Origin of the sequence: Ruegeria jejuensis (genome assembly GCF_041537905.1) — a bacterium.
GTDB lineage: Bacteria > Pseudomonadota > Alphaproteobacteria > Rhodobacterales > Rhodobacteraceae > Ruegeria_C.
Window position 1 is genome coordinate 1 of the sequence record NZ_JBGRUO010000037.1, and the last position, 23,569, is coordinate 23,569.

20 protein-coding genes and 2 pseudogenes are annotated in these 23,569 nt (G+C 58.4%); 14 read left to right on the forward strand and 8 right to left on the reverse strand.

What is annotated here, in order from left to right:
* Nucleotides 1-342 precede the first annotated feature (342 nt).
* Nucleotides 343-2,040 carry a M10 family metallopeptidase C-terminal domain-containing protein gene (locus AB1E34_RS24830; protein ID WP_372574979.1) on the reverse strand — a complete coding sequence of 566 codons (1,698 nt, stop codon included), beginning with the start codon at nt 2,038-2,040 and terminating at the stop codon, nt 343-345.
* 414 nt (nt 2,041-2,454) lie between these two features.
* Here AB1E34_RS24830 and AB1E34_RS24835 point away from each other — a divergent pair.
* Nucleotides 2,455-2,712, forward strand: a pseudogene (locus AB1E34_RS24835) (integrase core domain-containing protein); the annotation flags it as partial.
* A 110-nt stretch (nt 2,713-2,822) separates the two neighbouring features.
* On the opposite strand, the pseudogene AB1E34_RS24840 reads toward AB1E34_RS24835, so the two are convergent.
* The 3 genes and pseudogenes from AB1E34_RS24840 to AB1E34_RS24850 all read right to left on the reverse strand — a co-directional run.
* Nucleotides 2,823-2,978, reverse strand: a pseudogene (locus tag AB1E34_RS24840) (integrase); the annotation flags it as partial.
* 115 nt (nt 2,979-3,093) lie between these two features.
* Nucleotides 3,094-3,615, reverse strand: coding sequence for a P-loop NTPase family protein (locus AB1E34_RS24845; protein WP_372574980.1), 522 nt, complete (start codon nt 3,613-3,615; stop codon nt 3,094-3,096).
* A 365-nt stretch (nt 3,616-3,980) separates the two neighbouring features.
* Nucleotides 3,981-5,003, reverse strand: a complete 1,023-nt coding sequence (locus AB1E34_RS24850) for an IS110 family RNA-guided transposase (RefSeq protein WP_372574981.1) — start codon at nt 5,001-5,003, stop codon at nt 3,981-3,983.
* 426 nt (nt 5,004-5,429) lie between these two features.
* Between AB1E34_RS24850 and AB1E34_RS24855 the strand changes: the two genes are divergently transcribed.
* A complete protein-coding gene (locus AB1E34_RS24855) occupies nt 5,430-5,966 on the forward strand; it encodes an RNA polymerase sigma factor (protein ID WP_372574982.1) in 537 nt (178 codons plus the stop codon).
* A 5-nt stretch (nt 5,967-5,971) separates the two neighbouring features.
* Here the strand turns inward: AB1E34_RS24855 and AB1E34_RS24860 are convergent, their stop codons facing one another.
* A complete protein-coding gene (locus AB1E34_RS24860; RefSeq protein ID WP_372574983.1) occupies nt 5,972-6,538 on the reverse strand; it encodes a hypothetical protein in 567 nt (188 codons plus the stop codon).
* A gap of 243 nt (nt 6,539-6,781) precedes the next feature.
* Here AB1E34_RS24860 and AB1E34_RS24865 point away from each other — a divergent pair, with 243 nt between their 5' ends.
* Complete coding sequence (locus AB1E34_RS24865; protein WP_372574984.1) at nt 6,782-7,888, forward strand: S8 family serine peptidase; 1,107 nt, start codon at nt 6,782-6,784, stop codon at nt 7,886-7,888.
* A 188-nt stretch (nt 7,889-8,076) separates the two neighbouring features.
* On the opposite strand, the gene AB1E34_RS24870 is transcribed toward AB1E34_RS24865, so the two are convergent.
* Both AB1E34_RS24870 and AB1E34_RS24875 read right to left on the reverse strand, forming a co-directional pair.
* Nucleotides 8,077-9,723, reverse strand: coding sequence for a calcium-binding protein (locus AB1E34_RS24870; protein WP_372574985.1), 1,647 nt, complete (start codon nt 9,721-9,723; stop codon nt 8,077-8,079).
* Nucleotides 9,724-10,115: 392 nt separating this feature from the next.
* Nucleotides 10,116-10,700, reverse strand: coding sequence for a YceI family protein (locus tag AB1E34_RS24875; protein ID WP_372574986.1), 585 nt, complete (start codon nt 10,698-10,700; stop codon nt 10,116-10,118).
* A 144-nt stretch (nt 10,701-10,844) separates the two neighbouring features.
* Here AB1E34_RS24875 and AB1E34_RS24880 point away from each other — a divergent pair, with 144 nt between their 5' ends.
* From AB1E34_RS24880 to AB1E34_RS24915, 8 genes are all read left to right on the forward strand, one after another.
* Nucleotides 10,845-11,561 carry an endonuclease/exonuclease/phosphatase family protein gene (locus AB1E34_RS24880; protein WP_372574987.1) on the forward strand — a complete coding sequence of 239 codons (717 nt, stop codon included), beginning with the start codon at nt 10,845-10,847 and terminating at the stop codon, nt 11,559-11,561.
* Between the two features lie 93 nt (nt 11,562-11,654).
* Nucleotides 11,655-12,377, forward strand: coding sequence for a CDP-alcohol phosphatidyltransferase family protein (locus AB1E34_RS24885; RefSeq protein ID WP_372574988.1), 723 nt, complete (start codon nt 11,655-11,657; stop codon nt 12,375-12,377).
* Nucleotides 12,374-13,987, forward strand: a complete 1,614-nt coding sequence (locus AB1E34_RS24890; protein ID WP_372574989.1) for a sulfatase-like hydrolase/transferase — start codon at nt 12,374-12,376, stop codon at nt 13,985-13,987. Before AB1E34_RS24885 ends, AB1E34_RS24890 begins: the two co-directional genes overlap by 4 nt.
* Complete coding sequence (locus AB1E34_RS24895) at nt 13,984-14,889, forward strand: lysylphosphatidylglycerol synthase transmembrane domain-containing protein (protein WP_372574990.1); 906 nt, start codon at nt 13,984-13,986, stop codon at nt 14,887-14,889. Before AB1E34_RS24890 ends, AB1E34_RS24895 begins: the two co-directional genes overlap by 4 nt.
* Nucleotides 14,886-15,875, forward strand: a complete 990-nt coding sequence (locus tag AB1E34_RS24900; protein ID WP_372574991.1) for an ABC transporter substrate-binding protein — start codon at nt 14,886-14,888, stop codon at nt 15,873-15,875. Before AB1E34_RS24895 ends, AB1E34_RS24900 begins: the two co-directional genes overlap by 4 nt.
* A 23-nt stretch (nt 15,876-15,898) precedes the next feature.
* Nucleotides 15,899-16,645: an ABC transporter ATP-binding protein gene (locus AB1E34_RS24905; RefSeq protein ID WP_372574992.1), complete on the forward strand. Its 747-nt coding sequence runs from the start codon at nt 15,899-15,901 to the stop codon at nt 16,643-16,645.
* On the forward strand, nt 16,642-18,174 hold the full coding sequence (locus AB1E34_RS24910; protein ID WP_372574993.1) for an ABC transporter permease: 1,533 nt from the start codon (nt 16,642-16,644) through the stop codon (nt 18,172-18,174). Before AB1E34_RS24905 ends, AB1E34_RS24910 begins: the two co-directional genes overlap by 4 nt.
* On the forward strand, nt 18,171-19,214 hold the full coding sequence (locus AB1E34_RS24915; protein WP_372574994.1) for a glycosyltransferase family 4 protein: 1,044 nt from the start codon (nt 18,171-18,173) through the stop codon (nt 19,212-19,214). The genes AB1E34_RS24910 and AB1E34_RS24915 overlap by 4 nt, the downstream gene beginning before the upstream one ends.
* Before the next feature lie 273 nt (nt 19,215-19,487).
* Here AB1E34_RS24915 and AB1E34_RS24920 read toward each other — a convergent pair whose 3' ends face one another.
* On the reverse strand, nt 19,488-20,570 hold the full coding sequence (locus AB1E34_RS24920) for an AraC-like ligand-binding domain-containing protein (RefSeq protein ID WP_372574995.1): 1,083 nt from the start codon (nt 20,568-20,570) through the stop codon (nt 19,488-19,490).
* On the opposite strand from AB1E34_RS24920, the gene AB1E34_RS24925 reads away from it, so the two are divergent.
* The 3 genes from AB1E34_RS24925 to AB1E34_RS24935 all read left to right on the forward strand — a co-directional run bounded on the left by AB1E34_RS24925 (nt 20,569) and on the right by AB1E34_RS24935 (nt 23,475).
* On the forward strand, nt 20,569-21,579 hold the full coding sequence (locus AB1E34_RS24925; protein WP_372574996.1) for a carbon-nitrogen hydrolase family protein: 1,011 nt from the start codon (nt 20,569-20,571) through the stop codon (nt 21,577-21,579). The genes AB1E34_RS24920 and AB1E34_RS24925 overlap by 2 nt on opposite strands.
* A 59-nt stretch (nt 21,580-21,638) precedes the next feature.
* A complete protein-coding gene (locus AB1E34_RS24930) occupies nt 21,639-22,328 on the forward strand; it encodes a pyridoxamine 5'-phosphate oxidase family protein (RefSeq protein ID WP_372574997.1) in 690 nt (229 codons plus the stop codon).
* 841 nt (nt 22,329-23,169) lie between these two features.
* On the forward strand, nt 23,170-23,475 hold the full coding sequence (locus tag AB1E34_RS24935) for a hypothetical protein (protein WP_372574998.1): 306 nt from the start codon (nt 23,170-23,172) through the stop codon (nt 23,473-23,475).
* The last annotated feature ends 94 nt before the right edge of the window (nt 23,476-23,569 follow it).

Here is a 23,569-nt window from a genome sequence, read left to right on the forward strand (position 1 = left end):
CCAACAGACCACATTCGGCGCTCGGAAATCTGACGCCGAGAGAATTTGCTGAGAAAACAAACATGGACAAACTGGCCGCGTAAGGACATCAACCAAACCCCAAGGACTCTCAGACAGATGGAGGAAACTTGGGGCTCAGGTCAGGGTGCTTGTTCGGGCGGTCAAGGTGGTGACCATCAGCCCCCTGTTTCCCGTCAATTCCACTTGTGCGGTCGTTTGTTAACGCCTTCGTGGCTGCGCTGGCATTCTGTCAGGAGGTGCGAATGCGAGCGCTATTCTCGTTTTGATGTTTGCCGCTCCCGCCTCCGGTGATGGCCCGTTCAAGCCCAACCAAAAGCGGTCTTACAGAACGAAGTCTTCGGCTTCCAGCCCGACAACGCCAAGCACATTGATTCGCATCTCCGCAAGACCATTGCCATCGCTGTCAAACAGAATGCGCGTGTCTGTGCCATTGTCGAGGATGCGCAGTTCAGCATTGCCCGACCCGCTGAGGGAACCACCGAAAAAGGCGGTGTCGGCCATGCTGCTGATCTGTGACAGATCAATCTGGTCGACGCCCTGTACATATCCGTTGATCCTATCGGCAGAGCCGTTCCGGCTGTCCTCAATGTAGCGAAACACAAATGTGTCGGATCCCGTGCCACCATTCAGCGTGTCCTGAGCATGGCCGCCAACCAGCGTGTCATTGCCAAGGCCGCCGTTCAGGATGTCACTGCCGCCATTTCCGAACAGCAGGTCGTCTTCTACACCACCATTGAGCGTGTCATCCCCCAACCGCCCGCGCAATAAATCGTTTCCGGCCAGACCGTTCGCGACGTCATTGCCGCCGCCGCCGGAAATCGTATCATCGCCGGTGCCACCGTTCATGGTGTCATTGCCAAGGCCACCGCGGATCAGATCATCGCCATCAAGTCCGTTCAGCGTATCGTTTCCAATGAAGCCGCTCAGACGGTTGTCGCCACCATTTCCAATGATCGTATTGTTCGACGTGTTACCAAAACCATGGATATCCTCACTCCCCAAAAGAGTGAGCCGCTCGATATTGGCGTCCAGCGCATAGGTCGACCCGGCAAACACCTGGTCGGTGCCTTGGCCCGCCAGTTCCACCAGATCAATCGACCCGTCGTCGATGTAGTAGATGTCAGAGCCAGCTCCACCCAAAACCTGTCCGGTCACGTCGCCGCCGCGGCCATCGAATACGTCATCGCCTTGGCCAAGCGCGACATTGCCAATCATATGTCCCGAATTCACGACATCGTCGGATTCTTCATCGCCCCGGAAAGAGCCCTCGGCACCCTGGATCAAGCCGGTGTTTAGCAATGATGCCGAACCATCGCCGCCCAGGTTGAAGAAATCCACGCCCCAATACTGGGCAGAGGTAATCGCGCCATGATTGACGACAACAGACCCAATTCCGCTGTTAGCTCCTCCATTTCCCAGCGACACGCCTGATCCCATCTCGTAACTGGCCTGGATCAAGCCGCCTGCTTCATTGATGATTGTTGTGTTGTTACCTTCGCTGAAAACGCCATGGTTGTAGCGCACGCTCGTGAGCGGGTTCACATCTGTCGCGATGATTGTCCCTGAGTTTATCACGCGATCGCCGGCGTCTCCGCCAAGTCCCAAAAATACGCCGGTTGAGCCGATGATGGACCCGGTATTGATAACTTCGTTATCACTCCCAATGGTCAAGACCGCAATCGTGCGCTCTGACGCAATCAAACCCGCGTTGGTCAACGTGTTGTTGCCACCCGCCAAGAAGAGGTTTGTATCTGCGGCCGTTTCATTGTTGGAACGTATCACACCTTCGCGTCCCACACTGACGACATTGTCGCCGCCGCTCATCTGGGCCGTATATCCGTCGCTGATGACTGTACCATCAACATAAAGAGAGTTTTCGCCGCCGGTACCGCGAATTGTAGTGGACCCGCCAGCCGTGGAGATAATAACGCCCTCGACAACAAATAACGCGTCCTGCGTGCCAAGCGTGCGCTGCGTGATCGTTCCAATGAGATTGGTGGTTTGGACTGTGGTGGTCATCCAAAGGTTCCTTTTTTCGAAATTATTTCAGGACATTGCAAACCAAGCGAAATAATATGAAACGCCAAGAGACGCATCTTTACGCGCCAGGTGCTACACGTTGTACAACGAAGGCCAAAAAATCAAACTTTTGGATTCATTGGCGTGAACACGACAGCGCATGTCGTGTAGCACTTCAGGACGTTCGGTCTCTCAATGGTGAAGCAGACGGTGGGTCGTGAGAGGCTCGAACTCCCGACATATTCGGCGTAATCGAAGCGGTTTCTACGCAACCCTTTGTTTTTTAAAACGATAGGGGTTTCGCATGTGGGTTTTTCGCTGTCGTCGCAGTTGGTTTTGGTTCTCGTAGGTTCAGTGATCCTGCGTCCAGACAGGCGAGATGCGGCGATTTGCACCGCAAATCTGCCGAGAGGGGGCACAGAGTTCACCAGTTGGGCGATCCTGAAATGGGCGAACGACAACAATGTCGACTGGCATTATATCGACCCGGGCAAGCCCCAGCAGAACGCCTTCATCGAAAGCTTCAACGGCAGCCTGCGCGACGAACTCCTGAACGAGGAGATGTTCGACAGCCTGGACGATGCAAGGCGCAAGCTGGCCCTTTGGCGATACGACTACAACAAGGTCAGGCCGCACTCATCGCTCGGGAACCAGACCCCACAGCGCCATCGGTTACAACGTTCCGATTGCCATGCACTATCCCGATGGCGTCACCAGCCCGTCATCGTGAAAAGAACCGGAAAAATCCAGATTCCGGCGGTCCAAGGTTGGGGAGCAGTGCAGAACAATGCAAGGTCGCGATGGCTCTCGGCTAGTTCAAGGCGAACGCGAGTCGCCCAGACGTGCTTGGGTTTCAGTGGTCGTTTCTGACCGACGATGCGACCCTTGTTCCATGCAGGGCGAAGTGCGCGAACGGCAGGTAGGTTTGGTGTTTCCATGACTGATCCTCCGATCCGCCATGCCCTCCCAGAACGACAACCTGACGTTGACTAACGTAGCACATCACAAAACGCTGCGCCGTATCCTAGGTCGGGAACGAGCCCAAACGGTTTCTCAATCTTGAGCTTTGGCCCACTGGGTAACAACTGTCTTACGATCACTTTCGTTGCGACATCGCCACTTTTGAAGCCTATCCGCACTGCTGAATACTTCTGAGATATAAGTGCGGAATCTCGACCTGTTCTTTAGGCTGCGAAGCGCGAATTTGTACTGCTGCCAAGGCCAATCGATGTTGCCGGGTGGTAGTTCTGGTCTGGTGCTACCAAGATGTGTCCACGGGCGCGTCGCAAGCTGCCACGCCCTGACATGTTCCGGTGGGTCTAGCCAAACAAGAGCGTCAGCCTTTTCAACGGCTTGAGCCAAAAGGCTTGGCCCGCCCTCAAGTATCCATGCCTCTTTTTCAAGCTCTCCTGCCAGGGTAACGTCTATCTCAGCACGAGGCCGTTGTTGCCAGTCCTTTTCGAGTTTGATTGCATCGAAAGAGATCACAGGAACTTCTGGTCGCACCATCGCCAACTTATCAGCGAAGTGGCTTTTTCCGACGCCGTTTGCTCCTGTGATGATCAACTTCTTCAACTAAGACTCGCTAAGTTGCTCAACTGCACAACATAGCGATTGTTGCTGAGACATCCAACGGCAGCAAAGTCCGCGATCTGTGAGCTCGACCATCAAGTAATTTCGCACGCGCAGCGAATGGCCTGTGTGGATGGCTCCTGCATAGCAAGTCCTTTTTGATCTGATTTGTACATTTGTCAGAAGCAGTTATGTGTCTGGCCTGTTTGCGCGGTTTTGACCGCTGGCCCTGATGGGTTCCGCAAACCAAGTTCCTATCAGCAATGCGGGCTATTATGCCCGCGCCATTCGGCGGAGTGTCCTGGTTTTGGCGGCTGACTTATGCACCATCATCTCGCGGGTCTTGCTAACTCATTATTCCTTTCGTCTCAAACGGCAGCACGTGGGCTGTAGGGTTCGTTGCGGGTGAGCACTGCCCAGACGATCCTGGCGGCCTTGTTGGCCATCGCGACAGTTGCAACGCGGGCGGCTTTGCGTTCGAGCAATGATGTCAGCCACTTACTGGCGCGTTCGGGGTGGGATCGCGTTTGTCGGACCAATGACGTCATGCCGACGACGAGCAACGATCGTAAATACTGGTCGCCCATCTTGGTGATCCGTCCGAGCTTCTCCTTGCCGCCGCTGGACTTATTCGCCGGCGTCAGGCCCAGCCAGGCAGCGAACTCCCGACCATTGCGGAACTGATGCCCGTCTTCAATGCTGGCGATGATTGCAGAAGCCGTTACAGCGCCAACACCGGGGATCGTGCGAAGAAGACGAACACGCGCATCCTCTTTGGCGACTTGTTTGACACGATCTTCGTACCAGCGGACCCGTTTGTGCAGAGCCATGAGTTGCTCGCACAGATTGTGGATCACTTCATTGCCAATGTCGGGCAGATTGAGAACTTCACCAAGTGTGATGTCTTCGGCAAACCCAATCACCCGGGCGAGGCCTCGTGGGAAAAAGATGCCAAACTCGGCAACCAAACCACGCAGATTGTTGATGAGTTGCGTTCTCTGGCGCACCAGAAGATCACGCGCCCGATGCTGCGAGAGTAGGGATTTCTGCTCGACTGTCTTGATCGCAACAAAGCGCATAGTCGGACGAGTAACCGCTTCACAGATTGCTGCGGCATCAATTGCATCAGACTTCCCGCGTTTGACGTATGGCTTCACATACATCGGCGGGATCAACCGAACCTCGTGGCCCAGGGCCGTGAGTTCGCGCGCCCAGTGATGTGCGCTGCTGCAGGATTCCATGCCAATCAGGCAAGGCTCCAATTTTGCAAAGAAAGGTAGAAACTGCGCCCGCCGTAAAGGCTTGTTGAACACCACTTCCTCTGTGGCGGTGATCCCATGGACCTGGAAAACGTTCTTGGCCAAATCAACGCCGATTGTGGTAACTTGCATGGGGTGGCTCCTCTCAAAAGCAGACTTAGACACCCGCACTATGGCGCATTGCGACGCCGGTTGGAGCAGGAGCCATCCACCCAATCAGCAATGACGGGCCGCGATTGCAGCGCAAAAAGTTGTTCTCAATGTCTCCTATAGGCCGGTGGATTTGCCAGCACGCTTTTGGTTGCCCCCTGTCATGCACCCGCCAGCTGGCACAGCCCAACGGAGGACCGGACGACACTGCCCTGAGACTCAATCCAGACTGGTCAAAAAGGGGAGGCTCGGCTACTTGCGATTCTCTTAAGGTGACCACTCACAGAGGAAGTTCCCGACATATGAAGCGGTGGGTTTGTACAGCAAGAAGTTAGCTGTTGAACCCGCGTCCTTCGGGTGGCATCCCTCGTCTGGACACGATTTTCAGCCTGGTACGGACCAACGACCATGGATGATACCGAATTGATTGAACGCGTGGGTGCTGGTGACAAACGCGCAATGCATGCGTTCTACATACGCCACAACGATGCCGTCTACGCATTCGCGGCCTCGCGCTATGGCAATGCAGAGCTCGCATCGGATTGCGTGCATGACACCATGCTGGACGTCTGGAGGTCCGCATCCCGCTTTGCCGGCAGGTCGAGCGTCAAGACCTGGCTCTTCTCCATCGCACGCAACAAACTGGTTGATGCCCTGCGCAAGCGTGGCAGGCTGTCTTTCGTTGACGAAATGCCCGACATTGAGGATATCGAGCCCAATCCCGAGGCTGCCGCCATTGCCGCAGCGGAAAAGGCACGGTTACATCATTGCATCAAAGGGCTGTCCGGTGCGCAGCAATCTGCCATTCGCCTCGCGTTCCTCGAAGACTTGACCTATCCCGAGGTTGCAGAAGTCGAAGACGTCCCGGTCGGAACAATCAAGACACGGATACACCATGCCAAGCAGGCGCTGATGCGCTGTCTTGAAAAGGGCCTGCGCAGGTAACTGCGCTACTCTGCAACAAGCTCCACGATATTGACCTGTTCACGCATCGCGTCCAGCGCCTCTGCGCGCGCTGCGGCATCCGGGAATGAGAGGCGGACCAGACCGAGTGCGCTTGGACCGTCCGAGATCGCCCCGCCGAGCGTGCCGAGCAGGTCGGAGATGTCACCGAAAGGCGCGCTGTCGACAAACTTCACCTGCAGAACGAATTCCTCGGGCTGTTCGCTGGCTGTTCGAAAACCGCCGGGTGCCTCACCGAGGCGTGGCACGATGGCAAACTGCCAGACGGCAATCGCGAGGACGGCAGCTGCAACATAGCGCAGCACGTGCTGCCAGGGCTGGCGATTATCGTTGGCGGCGCGCGGCGTGCCATCGATCTCGGCTGACAGCTGATCCCAGACCGCCTCGGCATTCTCGTGCTTCGGTGAAGTGCCAAGCTCACTTCGGACCGCCCGCATGACCTCCACCTCGGCGGCAAGCGACGCATCCTGTGCCATCGTTTTTTCAAACGCCTCGCGCTCCGAGGGGCCAAACCGGTCTTGCAGGTAGTCAAGTATGTCCTGGTCGCGCTCCATGCCGTGTCGTCCACATCGTTGCAAAGGTCACTTGTTTGTCGCACAATCCCTTTAAGCGGTTCAAAGTTATTTGTGTCGAGCAACCGGTTTTTAGCTCGTTAGTGAACCAACACGCAGATCAATACGACAAATTTGCCTGGGGCGAGGCTGTGATGCGCTGCCCTTTCAGGAGGAAGGCGGTTCATGTTTCAGACGGCACATAGGTCTAAGGCTCTGGCTGTGCTTTGTCTTGGCTTGACGCTGATGAGTTGCACGCCAGCACAAGTGCGGACCGGCCCCGCAGCCGAACGGACAGACGTTGTCGGGGCGCGCAAGGTGATTGCGCTGCTGCCCAATGCCAAATCCGCCAGCCGGATGCGCCAGACAGCCCAATCGACCGGATATCAAGAGCTTGATACGACCCGCCTCGACGGGCTTGACCTGACGATGCTGACCTTTCGAATGCCCGATGGCGTCACCGGAGCCGAGGCGATTGAGGCTTTGGAAGCCGCAGTTCCCGGATCCACGGTTGGCATCAACCATGCCTACCGCCTGCAACAAGGGACACGAGCCCCTGGGGCGCTGGACTATGCTGACACCCTGATGCGCTGGCAAGAAGGAGGATGTCGCGCGCGGGCGCCGATCGGCATGATCGATACCGCAATCGATACATCATCGCCTGCCTTGCAAGGGGCGGAGGTCGTCACCAGAAGGTTTTTCGATGGGAATGCCGCTGCCGCGACACACGGCACGGATGTAGCAGCTATTCTGGCAGACCCCGATCGCCTTCGGGGGGTCAAAATCTACGGTGCGAATGTCTTCGGCCAGTCTGATGCAACTGGCCCGGTTGCAGGCGCCGACGCATTGGTGCGCGCCCTTGACTGGCTTGCAGAAGAGAATGTCCGGTTCGTCAATCTGGCTCTTGCGGGACCCTATAACAAGCTTCTGGATCTGGCCGTCGACCGAGCGGCTGATCGTGGGCTTGTCCTGGTGGCGGCGGTCGGGAATGACGGGCCAAGGGTTGATCCGCTTTATCCGGCGGGTTTTGGCGAAGTGATCGCAGTCACGGCTGTGGATGCAGGCGGGCGTATCTACCGTGATGCCGTGCGTGGTTCACATGTGGATGTCGCGGCACCGGGTGTGGATATCCTGGTTCCTATTGAGGGGCGCCCGCGCTTTGTCACGGGCACATCGATTGCCACACCTTTTGTCACCGCGCGCCTGGTGGCCGACCCCTCTGCCATCGCGGCGCGCAGCGTTGCGGACGTGCGCAACCGGCTTGCCACGACCAGCGCAGAACTCGGCCCAGAAGGGCGCGATGCGATGTTCGGATATGGTCTTGCCCTTGCAGATGACATCTGCAGCGACTGAACCAAGGCCCCTTTTGAGCGTTGCTTGCTCAGCCGGCCGAACTGACCGGCGGCACACTCTCTCGCGCAAGGGCTGCAGCCAATCGGGCGAGATGAAGCTTGCTCTTGCTCTGGACGATGATGCTGTCGGACACCAAAAAACCCCGCCAGCTTTCCGCTGGCGGGGCCGCGCCGTAGTACTAAAGTAACCTAAGCAATCAGAAAATCAGCGGCGCTAAAGTCGTTGACCATCGCATCTTCGACGGTGATCACCTTGTTGTTAAGGGCGATCTCCACATGATCGCCAACCTGGCTCAAGTTGCCCAGCAGGTTGTCGGTCGTGACATTCGGATCGTTTGTGACGAATTCCAACCGGTCCACGCCGAACTCAAAATCGAGGATGAGATCGATGCCGGTATCCTCTTCGAAGAAGACAAACGTGTCTGCGCCGTCGCCGCCCAGCATGATGTCATTGCCGGCACCACCGCGAATGACGTTGTCCTGCGAGTCACCGACGATCTTGTCGTCGAAGTCCGTGCCCACGACATTTTCGAAGTTCTCCGCGACGTGGCCGTTCAACTCACCTTTGGTGAGGTTCACTTTGACCGCATCGGCAGCCTGCGACAGATCCAGCGTGTCGATACCGTCGCCACCGTCGAGGTCGAGCTTGATCTCGTCCAGCACGGCGCCGTTGATCACCGCCGTGTCGTGGCCGCCGCCAAAGTTGGTCTCCTGCACCTCGGTCTGACGGATATCGAGCTCGAACAGGCCGCGTTCGGTTTGGCCGTTCACTTCGATGCGGGCGAATTGGATGCCTTTATCGGTCACGGAAAACTCGGCCACATCGTCGTTTTGCAGGTCGTCATCCAGCAGATCGGTGTCGAAATTGACCTGCTGCACGTCATAGCCCTTGCCACCGACCATCAGGTCCGAGCCATCGCCATTGTTCCAGACCAACAGGTCGTCACCATGGCCGCCGAACATCTTGTCGTCGCCCTTGTTGCCGATGAGGGTGTCGTCGCCTCCCCGACCAACAAGCCTGTCTTCGCCGTCCTGACCAGAGAGGATATTGTCTTCCCTGTCACCGACGATCTTGTCGTCGAAGTCCGTGCCCACGACATTTTCGAAGTTCTCCGCGGCGTGGCCGTTCAACTCACCCTTGGTGAGGTTCACTTTGACCGCATCGGCAGCCTGCGACAGATCCAGCGTGTCGATACCGTCGCCACCGTCGAGGTCGAGCTTGATCTCGTCCAGCACGGTGCCGGTGATCACCGCCGTGTCGTGGCCGCCGCCAAAGTTGGTCTCCTGCATCTCGGTCTGGCGGATATCGAGCTCGAACAGGCCGCGTTCGGTCTGGCCGTTCACTTCGATGCGGGCGAATTGAATGCCATTATCGGTCACCGAAAACTCGGCCACATCGTCGTTTTGCAGGTCGTCATCCACGAGATCGGTGTCGAAATTGACCTGCTGCACGTCATAGCCCTTGCCACCGACCATCAGGTCCGAGCCATCGCCATTGTTCCAGACCAGCAGGTCGTCACCATGGCCGCCGAACATTGTGTCGTCGCCCTTGTTGCCAATGACAACGTCGTCACCGACACCCCCCAGCAGACTGTCCTCTCCGTCGCCACCTTCGATTGTGTCCTCTCCGAAACCGCCAAAGACTTTGTCGTTGCCGGTCCCGCCCGAAATCCGATCATCCCCGAACAGGCTAAAGACGACATCGTCTCCGCCCTTTGCAGAAATGTTGTCATTGCCGAACGTTCCAATAATCAGGTCATTCTTGTCTGTGCCATGGGCGTTTTTGTCGCCAAAAATAAGATTAAAAAAATTGAAGTTGGGCATTGGGTTATCCATCCTTATAACGTTTCAACAAACATCCCGGCTGGGTTTTGAGCGCTGACCGGAGCATGAGGCCACAAGATCGATGCGCCCGAATTCATCGGGATATGCGTTGGTCGTGGGCCACCAGGGGATGGTTCAAATTAATCTGAGTTTTTTTGAAACGCCTTCGCTACACGGGCCGTTAGCCACCTGTATATAGGTGGCTCATGACAAAGAGAGGCTTGTCGGGCCACCGAAGTTCCGCAGGGTTTCGTGCCTCGTACGTAACAGCGCAATTGCTGGCGTTGCCAATCCACAGAGGTTCTCGCCAAGAGCGCCTTCCGGGCACCAGACCGCCAAAACCCGTTGCATTGGGTATGTTTGCACCAGCCCGATCCCAATAGCGTTGCCGACCCGGGCTGTGATCACTCCATCTTCATCGCTTCGGTTTCGATGTTGATACTGACGTCATCCCCGACCAGCCCGTTCTCCACGGCATAGGTCATGCCGAAATCGCTGCGCTGGATCGTGGCGGTCATCGACAGGCCCAGAACCTCGCGCTGATGACCAAACGGGTAATCCGCGACCTTGTTCAAAGTCACATCAAGTGTCACGGGCCGGGTCACGCCGAGGATCGTCAAATCTCCGGTGACCGTGCCTGACACATCGCTTGTGCGTGTGCCGCCGCTCGCGACAAATGTGATCTGGGGATGTTCCGAGACATTCAGAAAATCACGGCTGCGCACATGCCTGTCGCGCGCTTCGTTGAACGTCTCGACCGCCCCCGCACCGATTGTCACGGCGACATCGCCCAGTTCTTGGGTGTCGATGTCATACATGAAGCTGCCGTCAAGGTCGATGAAGATACCGAGCGTCTTCGCGAAGCCGATGTGATCCACGGTGAAGTAGATGGCCGTGTGTTCGGGATCGAGCTCATAGCGCGCCATGTCGGCCTGCGCGGCTGCAGCGAAGGTGGTGAATAAAGCCGTCGTGGCAAGGAAGGTACGCATTATGCTATGTGTCCTATTCTGTGTGCGCAGGGAAGCTTGGCTGGCGAGCGCAGCGCCTCTGGGGATGTGCAGTCAAACTCTGGTACCGTGCCATATAGGGCGGTTAGGAAACAAGGCAGGTTTGATCGGATGCAGGCCGGACAGTTGAGATGTGCAACGTGGAACGTTCACCGCGCCAAAGGCAGTGACGGCCGCGTCGATCCCGGACGTGTTGTAGAGGCAATTGATCATTCGCTAACACCTTTGGATATTCATGTTCTGGCCTTGCAAGAAGCAGATGGGGACTGTCCGCCCCACGCGGGTATTTTCGATGTGCATGACATCGCCGCGCGCACGAAGCTAGAATACGTCGACGATCCGGCGTTACGATGGGGACCCGATAGCGACGGGTTTCTTGGCACAATCCTGTTTATGTCGCAGTCGTTGCAACGCATGCGGGCCGACGTGATCGATCTGCCGGGGCATTGCCACCGCGGCGCCGTGTCTGTCGAGGTAACCTTTGACAAACGCCCGTTGCGGCTCATCAGCACGCATTTGTCCCTGTCGCAGCCCTTGCGCATCATACAGATGAGGGTCATCGGTCAATACCTGCGCCGCCGCCCGCCCATGCAAACCATCTTGCTGGGAGATTTGAACGAGTGGCGACCCTGGGGCGGGCTGATGCTCAATCGCAGGCTGGTGGGCACTGCGTTTCGTGGCCCTGTTTGCCGCAGCTTTCCTAGCACGCGACCGCTTTTACCACTGGACCGTATCCTGACCGACGCGCCGGGCGAGGTTCGGGAGCTGCGCGCCGTGGCCTCGGCCGAGGTGGCCCTCGCCTCTGACCATCTGCCGCTGGCGGCGGCGGTCACAGTTCCGTGATATACTTGAATAGTCCGCGCGGCCATGAGCAATCCGAGGTGTCGAATGCTGCATACAGAGCTAAGTAAGAAGACGAATTGAGTGGAAATACACATGTTTCGCAGTACACCGCATCTTGTCGCGCAGACACTTGAGACCCGCACACCGTTGTTCGGTTTTCTGGGTGTCTCCGCAGTTCTGAGCGCGGTGCTGGCGCTGGCGGCACATCTAACACTCGGCACGGCGACGGTTGCCCTTTTGGTCTTTGTCGGAGCCGTGATCGTGGCGGGTTACGCTCTGGTCAACAGCTACCCACACCCGGTTCTAGGTGTGTGTAACGCCGTCACCCTAGCGCGCGCAGCCATGGTCGCCTTTCTGACCGGCGCGCTTGTTTCACCCGATGTGTCCGCCTGGGTGGTGTTTGCCGTGGCAAGCTCGGCCTTTGCGCTGGACGGCGTTGATGGCTGGCTGGCCAGGCGTGCGGGCCTTGTGTCCGATTTCGGTGGGCGGTTCGATATGGAAACGGATGCCGCGCTGGGTGCGGTAACCTCCTTGTGGCTCCTGACCAGCGGGACCACCGGCCCCGAAATCCTGATCCTCGGCTTCATGCGCTACGCCTTTGTCGGCGCATCCTTCTTCTGGTCCGCATTGCAAGCGCCCCTTCCGCAAGCCTTCCGACGCAAGGCGATTTGTGTGGTTCAGATTGCAGCGCTGATCTTTTTGATCTTTCCTCTGACACCCCAGGCCGCCGTCCCGCCTGCAATTTCTATTGCGGCCCTGTTGCTGAGTTGGTCGTTCTTGGTTGATGTCCTTTGGCTCATAAGGCGCGCTGCATGAGACGCGTCGCGACACCGGCAATTGCGGCGGCGGTAATCTTTGCCATTCTCGTCCTGCCGAACCATCCCGACGCAATGGCGTGGAGCGCGCTGAACCGCTGGCCGCTGGAACTGCCTGTGCTGCTTCTGGGGATGCTGGCCATCGGGCGGCGTTGGGGCGCGAGCTATATCTTTGCGTTTTTGCTGCTGGTGGCCTTTGTCATCAAAGTCGCTGACATCGCGATGCTCAGCGCTTTCAACCGGACGTTCAATCCAATCCTCGATACCTTTCTGATTGGGGCGGGTCTGTCGCTGCTGCGCGATAGCATCGGAGGCGTACTGACCGTATTGGCGGTCATCAGCACTGCGGGATTGCTCATACTCCTCTTTTTGGCACTTGAGCGCAGCCTGCGCATCTGGGCCACCTACGCGCTCACCCGACCGCTGCGCGCGTCGGCGGCGGTGCTGGCGCTGCTAGGCGCAGGTTGGGCTGCGGCAGATGTGGGGCACCACTTGGAGTACTGGCGCTTTGACAAGAGTCCGCCGGGCAGCGCGTGGACCACGCGCCTGACGCTCAAACGCGGAATTGAGCTAGAACGCACCGCCACCGAACTCGCACGGTTTACCGCAGAGGCCCAAAGCGATACCTACGCTGACACGACGGGCCTCTTGAACGCACTCGACGGACGGGACGTGATATTGATCTGGATCGAAAGCTACGGGCGGGCCAGTTTTGAAAATCCGCTCTATGCGCCGACGCATCTGGAAACATTGCGCGAGGCCGAGGCCGAGATCACGCGATCAGGCATGGCGATGAAGAGCGGCTGGCTGACATCACCCACCTCTGGCGGTCAAAGCTGGCTTGCGCATGGGGCCTTGGCCAGTGGGCTTTGGACGTCGGATAATGGGCGCTACAACGCTATGCTGGCCAGCGGTCACAAGTGGTTGTTTCACTTCGCCCAGGATGCGGGGTATCGCACGAGTGCCATCATGCCCGCGATCACGATGGGATGGCCGGAAAGCCGTGCCATGGGCTTTGACACGGTCATCCCTGCGGCGGATATCCCATATCAAGGCGCACGATTTCGTTGGGTCACGATGCCCGACCAGTTCACTTTAGCCACTTACCCCGCGCTCCTGCCCCCCGATCCGCGCCCTGATTTCGTGCAAATCGCCCTGATCTCCTCGCATGCGCCCTGGACACCGATCCCGGATATGGTGCCTTGGGAGAAGGTCGGAGACGGAACGATTTTCAATGAAATGGCGGCCCGCGGACCTGAGCCAAAGGCCCTCTGGCGCGACCGGGATGCCGTCCGCGATGCCTATCGCCGGTCGGTGGATTACGCGTTGCGGGCCACGTTCTCACATGTGGCGCGCCTTGGCGATGAGGCGCCGCTGGTCATCGTAGTGGGCGATCACCAGGCCGCGGGTTTTGTGGCGGGCAGCGACGACATGGATGTCGCCGCGCACATGATTGGTCCCCCGAAGCTCCTGAGACTGATTGACCACTGGGGTTGGACCGATGGGCTTGTTCCCGCCGCTGACGGTCCGGTGCGGCGCATGGACAGCTTTCGCAATGACTTTCTAGAGGCTTTCACGCTCGCGCAGGTTTCGGAGATGGCAGGCCAATGAAAGCTCAAGGGATCAAGCTCGCGGTTTCAGTTGGCTGTCTTGCAGCGTTGTTGTGGTGGACCAACCCCGCAGAGGTGCTAGCGCGGTTGCGCGGCGCGGACGTGACCTGGACCTTACTGTCCCTACTGGCTGTCACGGCCGCTACCTTTTTGATGGCGAGCCGATGGAAAGTCACGGCCGGCGCATTCGGCATTCGTTTCAGCTATTTGTTTGCCCTACGTGAGTATTATCTCGCCCAGCTCATCAACTCGGTGCTGCCGGGCGGGGTTGCGGGTGACGTGGCGCGCGCGTTTCGCGCCCGCGGCGCTGCGGATTTGACCAGCGCCGCGCAATCGGTGATGGCCGAACGGCTGCTTGGCCAGATCGCCATTCTCGGCCTCATGTTTGCGGGCTTTGCCGTAGCACTCTTGATGCCCGGAGGGCCTGCCTGGACCCGGTTGGGCTGGATTGTTTTGATGGTCCTTGCAGGATGCGGTGTGGTGACATGGGTCGTTTCGCGTCGCGATCATGCGATGGGACGCTTTATGCAGATGATTCTTAGGCTGATCGGCCGACCGGTCATTCTTCTCCACGGTGCGATCACGACGCTGTGCCTGATCTTCGGCTTTTATGCCTGCGCACGAGCGACTGGCACCGTTATCCCGGCCGAGGCGTGGGCGACGCTGATCCCGCTCGTGCTATGTGCGATGATGGTCCCGCTGTCGGTTGGCGGCTGGGGCTGGCGAGAGGGGGCCGCTGCGGCGCTCTTTCCGATCATCGGCGCGCCTTCCAGCGCGGGCATCGCCACCGGGATCACCTATGGTGTGGTGATTTTCGTCGCGGCCCTACCCGCCGCTGCCATCCCATTCGCCCAGAGTTTTTCCGAAACCCTCTCAACCAAGGGGAAACCAGACCTACCATGACACAGCCAGCTCACCTCACCCGCCGCTTCTTTTTGCAAACCAGTGCCGCGGGGGTGGCCACCACAGCCGCAGGCGTGCCCGCTTTTGCTGCCACATCGGTTAATTTCCAGCTTTCGTGGCTGCATTCGGTGCAGTTCGGCGGCAGCTATATTGCGGCGCAAAAGGGATACTGGACCGATCAGGGCCTTGATGTATCGCTCAGCCAGGGCGGCCCGAACGCACCGGTTGAGCCGCCGGTGGTCTCTGGCACAGCGTTGGTCGGTATATCCGCCGCTGATTATGCCGCCGCCGCCGTCGCTGAAGGGGCACCGTTCAAGATCATCGCCGTGGCCATGCAGAAGAACCCCTTCGCAATCGCATCGTTGACCGCCAACCCGGTGAACACGCCCGCCGATCTTGTGGGCAGGCGGATCGGCATGGCGGTCGCCAACACGCCGGTGTTGCAGGCGCTTTGCACGCTGAACGATGTCGACATCAACGATATCGAGATCGTACCGACGCAATACGACCCCGCTCCGCTCGTCAGTGGCCAGGTTGACTGCCTGCTGTGCTGGGAAACGGATCTGCCGGTCGCGATGACCGTGCAGGGCGTCGACAACACAACCATGCTGATGGCGGATCACGGCTATGCCCTTCATTCCCAAACCTATATCGCGACCGAGGAGGCGATCGCCAACCGCCGCGCCGATCTGGTTGCGCTAGTAAAGGGCGAGGTGATGGGCTGGAATGACTATGTGGCCGACACGGATGCCGCTGCGGCTTTGACGGTCGAGATGTTCCCCGATGCGGGCCTCGACCCGCAGTCGCAGAAGCTGCAGGCCGCACGGCAAGTCCCGCTGATGTTTTCAGACCTGACAGCCGAAAAGGGCTTTGGCTGGTTCACCGATGACACCGTGGCGGCGAATATCGAAACGTTGGCCTTGCTCGGGCGCGATGTGTCGGCGGATCTATGGGACCGATCGATCCTGGAAGAGGTGCATGGCTGATCCCGCGCGAGGATTGCCGCGGCATGGCCTGCTTGGACATTCATTGCGATAGCATCACCAAACGATTTGGCGCAACGGATGTGGTTGCCCCGTTTTCCGTGACGCTCACCGCGGGGCAGACAACAGCCCTCGTGGGTCCCTCCGGGTGCGGAAAATCCACTATCTTGCGGATGATTGCCGGGCTCGATGCTCCGGATAGCGGGACGGTCAGGTTGGGGGCGGACCCGCCAAAGACCGTTGCTCAGAGAGGCGCATTGGCCATGGCCTTCCAGGATCCGTCGCTGCTGCCTTGGCGCAGCGTCCGCGCAAACATCGCACTTGGCGCCGAGCTGGCGCGTAAGCCGGCAGGTAACGTCGATGCGCTGATCGACCTTGTGGGGCTCAATGGCTTTGCAGACCATCGCCCTGCGGAGCTGTCGGGGGGTATGCGCCAGCGCGCCGCGATTGCGCGCAGCCTGATTTCAGCCCCCAGGGTTTTACTGCTCGACGAACCGTTCGGCGCAGTTGATGCGATGACGCGCCGACGGCTGAACGAAGATCTACCGCCGATCTGGCGATCCCGAGGTGCGACTGTCGTGCTGGTCACTCATTCAGTGCAGGAGGCGGTGCTTTTATCCGATCGCGTGCTGGTCCTGTCACCGCGTCCCGCGCGGCTGGTGGCGGACATCCCGATTGAACTGAACGGCACGCGCGACAAAAGCCTTGTCGAGACCGCCGAGTTCGCGGCCTTGTCGCGAACGGTCTTTGCGGCATTGGAGGGGGGCGCATGACCATGCTGCGCCCCGTGCTGTGGATCTGTGCCGCCCTGGCAGTCTGGGAGTGTGTTTTGCGCGTGGTACCAGACAGCCTGCTGATCAGCAGTCCGTTGGCAATTGCGGGATACATATCAAACAATGCCGCGCTGCTGGGCCGTGCCACGTTGGAAACCTCTGTCAATGCGGCGTGGGGGTTTGTCTGGGGCAACCTTACGGCGGTGGTACTGGGCACCATGATCACCGTCTTTCCCCGCAGTGAACGCACGCTGTCTGCCCTTTCCCTGCTTGTGTTTTGCATGCCTTTGATCGCCAGTGGTCCCATCCTGCGTGTTCTGTTCGGACCCGGTGCAGGGCCGCAGATCACGCTCGCCGCCCTGGCGGTGTATTACACCACCCTGCTTGCGCTGCTCGTCGGTTTACGCGCAGTGTCGCAATCGTGGACGGACCTGATGCGAATATATGATCGGGGCCCGGTATCGACCCTTATCCGTGTCCGGGCGCGGGCCAGTCTGCCCTATCTTTTTGTAGGCCTGCAAATCAGCGCGCCTGCCGCCTTCCTAGGCGCTATGATCGGCGAGTTCACGGGAGCCGAGCGCGGGCTAGGTGTGCTGACCTTGCGCGCTATGCGGGGGTTGGATACGGACGCGACATGGGCGCTTGCGCTTCTTTCGGCGCTCATCGCGATGGCCGCTTATGGTCTGATTGGCTGGCTTGGCCAGCATATGGTCGGATACAGGCCAGTCATTTTGTTGCATACACCTGCAGCATCGACGCGCCCGCGCGCCTGGATGCGTATGATCGAGATAGGGTTCGTTACGGCCCTGGTGCTGGTCCTGTGGCAAGTCTCGATGGATGCATTCAACCTCAACCGCTTTTTTGCGAAGCGCCCTGGCGATGTGTGGGCCTTCCTGATGGATGCGGGAAACCGGAACACACTATTGTCGGCTCTGGCCGAGACCTTGTCTTTTGCCGCACCCGGATATCTGGCCGGGCTCGCCTTGGGCTCCGGGCTGGCCACATTGCTGGTTTTGTCGCCTGCGTTGAGCCGGGCGACGATGCCGGTTGCCGTCGCGCTGCGTGCTGTGCCGATCATCACGACAGCCCCCCTTCTGGTGCTCGCCTTCGGGCGCGGTCTGATCGGGACGATGGTCGTTGTCGCGGTGATGATCTTTTTCCCTACATTTGTCGCCTGCCAGCAGGGTCTGCGTCAGACACCCGGTCAGATTGTCGATCTTTTCAGAAGCTATGACGCCGGTCGCTGGCACCTGTTGCGCGCAGCACAAATCCCGGCGATGTTGCCAGCCTTCTTTGCTTCCGCCCGCATGGCCGTTCCGGCGGCTTTGCTGGCGGTCACGACGGTGGAATGGCTTGCCACCGGCAAAGGGGTCGGCGTTCTGATGGCCATGACCGCAAGCACGTCCAACTACAATATGCTGTGGTCCTGCGTCGCCGTCCTCGCGGTTGTGGCCGTGGCGGTCTATGCGGCTGTCGCGGCGTTGGAGCGCGCGGTTCTGCACATATATGCCAGCGAGCAGCTCTCATGACCCAAGCCGTTTTTGCCATCCCCGGAGACAAGGATCGCCGCACCGGTGGCTTCATCTACGAAGCCCGTGTGCTGCGTGAATTGAACGAGATGGGTTGCACAACCATGCACCTGCAATTGCCGGACAGCTTTCCCGACCCGACGACTGCGGACATGGCAACGGCACTGGATGCGTTGTATTCTGTGCCTTCGGGCCAGCCGATCATACTGGATGGCCTTGTCTTTGGCGCAATTGATCCCGACGGTCTTGCCAAGGTCCACGCGCCAATCATTGCGATGATTCACCACCCTCTTGGCCTCGAAACCGGGCTGTCAAAAGCGCGTTCCGCCTTTCTGCTGCAAAACGAAGCTGCCGCTTTGTGTCACGCCGATCACATCGTTGTTCCGAGCCCTGAAACAGCACGTGTTCTATGCCGCGATTTCGGCGCAGATGCAGATCTGATCACCGTCGCGCCGCCTGGTTTTGATAGGCCAGTCGTCAACCGCAAGCCCACCGACCCGCCACTGGTTCTTTCGGTCGGGCTTCTGGCGCCACGCAAAGGCCACGATGTCTTGCTCGACGCATTGGGACAACTCAACACCCTGTCCTGGCAGGCTGAAATCGTAGGCAGGGCACACGACCCGGTCTATGCCGCCGCCTTACACGAGCAGGCCCGCGCGCTTGATATAGAGGAGCGGGTAAGTTTCGCGGGCGAGATCGGGCAGGATGCCCTAACAGCCCGTTTCAATGCAGCATCAATGTTTGCCTTGGCCACGCGCTACGAAGGCTACGGCATGGTGCTGAGCGAAGCGATGATGTATGGGTTGCCAATCGTCTCTTGCCGTGCCGGTGCTGTGCCGACAACGGTTGGCGATGCCGCGATCCTCGTTCCTCCCGACGATTCCAAGCGCCTGGCAGATGCCTTGCAAGGGGTCCTCCAGGACCCAAGCGAAGCAGAGGAGCTCTCCCAGTTGTCTGTACGGCGCTCTTCCACTCTGCCCCAATGGCGAGAAACGGCTCAGATTTTTTTGGCAACCATTGAGCGGGTGCGCTGCGCATAGGTGGCCACGAAGTAGTCTTGGAATGCTGCTCTACCTACGAGGCCATCCGGTTCAGAGGATATTATTTGCCCGGGTAAAGAGCGCACGTTATGCCATACGGGAGGATGAGCGTGCCGACCTGCGACCAATCTCGCTGACCCTCGATGGGTGCTTCAGGGAGCCCATGACAGCAACGCCAAGCTAAAAAGGGAATAAGCTGCAGAGATCGTGGGTGTCCAAGAAGCAGCAATCTGGCTATTTCTCAGGCGGAGGCGGGCGCTATTGTTGCCTCAACTAGCTTGACTTAGCCCTATGGGCGCGCGGGCTTTGAGCGAACCGGGCGCGGAAGATCGTCGAAAAATTCTGCATGTTCGAAAACCCGTAGCGGAATGCGATCTCACTGATGGACTGGTGGTCGAAGCGGGGGTCTTTAAGGTCAGCGGACACACCGTCCAGCCGCATCCGACGAATGAAGGCGCTGATCGACTCATCGTCTTTTGCGAAGATATCATTAAGCCGCCGCACCGACATGCCAATCTCTGCCGCCACGCGATTGCGGTCAAGTTCGGGGTCGCCAAGATTGGCGCGGATGAACGACTTGGCTCTCAGCATCACGTGCTGCTCGGGCGATGACAGTTCGATACTGCTCGTCCCGTGAGACGCAAGCCCCGTCGCGATCAAATCGATCAGAGTGTCCTGCAACAGGGTTTGCAGCATCAGGTTCGGCGAATTGATGTGGTCGGCAAAGGCCAGAATATTCTCGCGCACCAGCTTGCCGATGCCGGTTTGTCCGTCGATTTTGCGCGCCGTCAGCATTTCCGCATTGGGCAGCCGCTCGACCAGCTTCGAGAATGGCAATTGCACCACCGTCTGGCTGAACTCGTCGGACAGTTGCAGCGTGTAGGGATCGGTGCTGGCATAAAGCGCCATGTCGCCGGGACGCAAAACCGCAGTTTTTCCGAATTGAGTCACGGTCGAGGACTCGGCGGTCTGCAAGCTCAGCAGGAAATAGGCATCCGAGGCGGACCGGATATCACGCTTGCGGCGATCTACCCTGTGGGACAATCCCGCCACGCGCGAAATCGACAGGACCGAATGGTGCGCGATCTCGATTAAGCCTCGGAAATTTCGTCTGTCTTCTGTGTCACATCCAAGCTGCACGTAGCTATCGCACACCGATTCCCGCCAATACGCGAAACGGTCTTTCGGTGCGACATCGCTTGTGTCGTAGCGCGTTTGGCTGTCCATGAAAGTTAGTCCCAAAGCTAACCAATTATGCGGGGTCCGCCCAAAAACGCAAGTTTTTCTGCTCAAATCCAAAAGCACGCCGCGGTCTGTACAGGCAGTCTTCCTATCAATGACACGGAGGACCAACATGTCTACGCAAGCCAAAGTCGCAGCCGTTCAGGCCGCTCCCTGCTTTCTTGATCTGGAAGCAGGCATCGACAAAGCCATCGGTCTCATCGAAGAGGCGGCTCAGAATGGCGCCAAATTGATAGCCTTTAGCGAAACGTGGTTGCCGGGCTATCCCAACTATATATGGCTGGGGCCGGTAGCCTGGCAGATGCAGTTTGTCGGGCGCTACTTCGACAACTCGATCGAAGCGGGCAGCCCGCAGGAGGCGCGCCTGGCAAAAGCCTGCCGCGACAATAATATCCAGCTGTCCATGGGCTGCTCGGAACGCGACGGCGGATCGCTCTACATCGCGCAGTGGCATTTCGACGAGACCGGCGCAGTTATCAACCGCCGCCGCAAGCTCAAGCCAACGCATGTGGAGCGCACCGTTTATGGAGAGGGCGACGGATCAGACCTGAATGTGGTCGATACCTCGATCGGGCGTGTGGGCCAACTGGCCTGCTGGGAGCATCTGCAACCGCTGTCGAAATACGCCATGTATGCGCAACACGAGCAGATTCACTGCGCCGCATGGCCGAATCTGGCGCTCTACGAAGGCACTGCCTATGCGCTGGGGCATCAGGTGAACAATGCCGCTTCGATGATCTACGCGGTCGAAGGCTCGTGCTTTGTGCTGGCGCCCTGTTCGCTGGTGACCAAGGAAATGCAGGACCTGCTGTGCGAGGGAAACCCCGAGAAAGAGGCGCTGTTCCCAGTTGGTGGCGGTTACACCGCGATCTATGCGCCGGACGGATCGGAGATTGGCGAGCGTATCCCGCATGATCAGGAAGGCATCATGTATGCCGATATCGACCTGCACATGATCGGCTATGCCAAAGCTGCAGCTGATCCGGCGGGACACTATGCCAAGCGCGATTGTACCCGGCTTTTGATCAATCGAAAGAAGCAGCGCCCGGTTGTGAGCTTCGACGACGCCCCCGGCTGGGAAGAGGTCACCGAAGCGACCGACACGCTGGAAGCCGCCGAGTAAACCGCTGTCAGATGGCTGTCCCAATCAGTCATCTGACTGCCTCAACAGGGGATCCGAACATGGCAGAACCGACACCCGCCATCCCAACGCATGAAGAATTCTACACCGATGCGCAGCGCAGGCTCCAGGCCGAGAATGGCCATGGAAAGCTGTCACATGCGGTGATCAAGGCCATCGTACGCGATGAACTGGAAGACTATCACATCGAATACATCGAAACCCGCGACTACTTCTTCTTGTCCACGGTCACTGCGGATGGAGAGCCGACAGTATCTTACAAAGGCGGGCCTGTCGGTTTCGTGAAATCGCTTGGCGATAATCGGATCGTGTTTCCGAATTATGATGGCAATGGTATGTGGCTCTCGATGGGAAATATCGATGCAGCCAGTAAAATCGGCATGCTGTTCATGGACTTTGAAACGCCCTGGCGCATTCGGGTCCAGGGAAACGCCAAAATTTCAAAAGACCCCGAACTAATGGCCCATTTTCCCGGCTGCAACATGGTCGCGGTGGTCGAGGTAACGCGCGTCTTTCAAAATTGCGCGCGGATGATTCACAAGCACAAGCGGGTAGAACCCCATTCGATGTATGTGCCGGATGCCGAGGGCAAACAACCTTTCCCGGCCTGGAAGCGGATCGAACCCATTCAGGATTTTCTGCATGAGGACGATCAGGGAAAAGCGGCCGAGCATGGCGGAACAATCACGGAGGAGGAATATATGGGAAAGGTAATGGACGGGACCTCGTAAACCGCAGCCTCAGTTTACTCCTAGCCGCCGACAGAAGAGCCCAACAGAACCAACAAGAACCTTTTTGTTGCCAGCGGCGCCTTGCTTGAATTCCTTTGGCAAAAGCGCCTTGATGGACGACTGACGAGACCCGGATGACGATCTGGTCGAGTTGAGCAACGGTCTGGTCTGACAACTGGATTGCAACGCACTCGCGGTCAGAGGGCGGGTCTTTCCATCCTGATCGCAGAGCGTTTTTGACACGCGATCAACGGATAGTGAACCCAGTTAGATCAGAGGGTCACCGTGATGCATTGATCGTTTCCGCAAGCTTTCGCTCCCCGTTCGGTCGGGCTTTGAGGGTGGCGATGGCGTTTTCCATTGCGCCGGGCTGCACGCACCCCATGTTGGTTCTGCCCCGGACGATGCATTCAGCTCCGCGATCGAATGCTGCGATCGCTGTATTGCTGCTCGGACAGCGTGCGTGCCATCTCGGCAGATTTGCCTCGCAAATCGCTTGCCGGGTAACAGTACGTGGCGCTGCCGTGACTAACTTGTCCCGTAGTGCGTCCTCCCATTCCATCGAATGGATCGCACCATCAAACCTTGGGATCAAACACCTAGGCCCGGCGCTCGGGTGCAATTTACGTGTAATTTTAACCGCATGGTTGAGGTCTCGTTAGGAAAAAGTGACTTTTGGTGGAGGATTTCAGCTGGTCCCGCACCCTATGGTAGATCAGCCAAACGACGAACGCGCACAAGCTAGTGGAGCGCCGTTATTGACGTCGAGGCTATGGTGACCGAGCGATGGGTCACATCGCAAAATGTCCGCTACACGGTCCGAGTAACTAGGAGAAGCGATATGGACAAAACTACCCAGGTGCAGTTGAACGAGAAATGGTGGAAAGACAACCAGCCCCGCACATTGAAGGACAAAGGCAAGCTCGGTGTCGCGCTGAAAAACTTCGACAGTCACTGGAAATTGGCGCAGAACGCCAAAGGGCCCACCAAGTTGGGTTGCCTTGAGCAGGCGTTGGCCGCGCTCAACGCAATAGACATGGCCGCAAAGAAGAATTCGGCTGCCTGTGTCAAAGGCGCCCATGATGGGGCGAAACACGTTTTAGGTTCTGGACCTATTAATTTTGTTGCCGTCATCCCGCCTGCGTGATTCATGCCCGTGAGTTTCAGGGGTATAACATGAGCAATCTATTCTGGCTGACCGATGAGCAGATGGCGCGGCTTCAGCCTTACTTTCCAAAGAG